The organism is Mesorhizobium sp. M7A.F.Ca.MR.362.00.0.0, assembly GCF_004023175.1.
Taxonomy (GTDB): domain Bacteria; phylum Pseudomonadota; class Alphaproteobacteria; order Rhizobiales; family Rhizobiaceae; genus Mesorhizobium.
Map to the genome: position 1 here is coordinate 1 of NZ_RZTF01000630.1, position 1,364 is coordinate 1,364.

General features: G+C 59.5%; 2 protein-coding genes. Both read right to left on the reverse strand.

Going from position 1 to position 1,364, the window contains the following annotated elements:
* Nucleotides 1–585: ABC transporter substrate-binding protein (locus EOC06_RS36165; RefSeq protein WP_164898964.1), on the reverse strand; the 585-nt coding region annotated here is incomplete at its 3' end.
* A gap of 38 nt (nucleotides 586–623) precedes the next feature.
* Nucleotides 624–1,283: an amino acid ABC transporter permease gene (locus EOC06_RS41135; RefSeq protein WP_127270814.1), complete on the reverse strand. Its 660-nt coding sequence runs from the start codon at nucleotides 1,281–1,283 to the stop codon at nucleotides 624–626.
* Between the last annotated feature and the right edge of the window lie 81 nt (nucleotides 1,284–1,364).

Below are 1,364 nucleotides of genomic sequence, written 5' to 3' on the forward strand. Positions count from 1 at the left end.
GTTCTGAATGACAGCGGAGCCGAAGCCGTCGAGCGCCGCCTCAATACGACCGGCATGAAGGTCCTGCGCGAGGTTCAGCGACGACGGATAGGTCTTGGAGCCTTCGTAAAGCTTCTCCATGTCCTGGACCCATAAATATCCTTCAACGGTGCCGACCTTCTTGCCCAGCAGACCATCGACAGTATCAATGCCGTTGGTCGAGGTGACGGACAGTTGGTCGAGATAGACCGGCGTAGACAGAGCGACGACCTTCGCGCGGGCGGCGGTACGATAGAAGCCGCCAAGCGCGATGTCCGCGCGCCGCGACTGAACTGCGGAAACCGCGCCTGGATATGTGAAGATCTCATAAGCGATCTCCAGGCAGTTCTCCTTGGCAAAACGCTTCACGAGATCGCCGTCGATACCCGCGATGCCGCTGTCTTTTTCGAGCGAATACGGAGCGGTGTTGGTAAGCGCGACTGTGAGTTTGCCCGCTGACACGGTTTCGAAAACGTGCTGCGGCTTGCAATCCTGTGCGGACGCGACGCTGGCACCCAAGGCCGTAGCAATGGCCGCGGCCGAGATAATCTTACTCCAATTTTTCACTGTGCTCTCCTCTGACATTGATGGTTTTTGATTGCAGGTCAGCCGAGATGGCTGCCCAGCCTACGTTCGGTGTACGAGACCAGCCACCCGAACGGGACGGTGATGGCGAGATAGAACAGGCCCGCCAAGATCAGGACATCGAGGTAGAGGTAGGTGGCCGCACCCACGCGATAGGCGCGCGCCAGAAGTTCGGGGATGGCGATCGTGTATGTAAGGGCCGTCGCCTGGAAGATGAGAATGGCAAAGCCCATCAGTGCGGGTATTGCGAACAGGATTCCTTGGGGAATCACTACGAAGCGCAGGATGTCCCGGCGGGTCATGCCGAGCGCCCAGCCCGCCTCGATCTCACAATGCGGAACCGCGTTCAGACCGGCGCGAAGGATCTCGCTGGTGTAGGCGCCTGTCGTTAGCGCCAACGCAATCACGCCAGAGGTGAAGGCACTTACGGTCATCCCGGAAGCAGGCAATCCATAGTAGACCATCTGCAGGACGACGAGTGCAGGCGCACCACGCCCGATCTCGACCAATACCACCGCGAAATAGCGGACGAGCCTGTTTCCAGAGGAAGAGGCAAGCGCAAGAACGAGGCCGATAGGCAATCCGAACAGCAGCGCCAGGCCCGCCAACTGAAGACTGACAATAGCTCCTTGGAAAAGCTGGGGCGACCAGTCCAGCCAGTTAGCCAGCATCTCGCTCATTTCGCTTGCCCCCTTGAGCGCAGCCGCCCGTCCACGGCGCGTGCCAACACGACAACGGGTATGGACAGCACGATGTAGAGA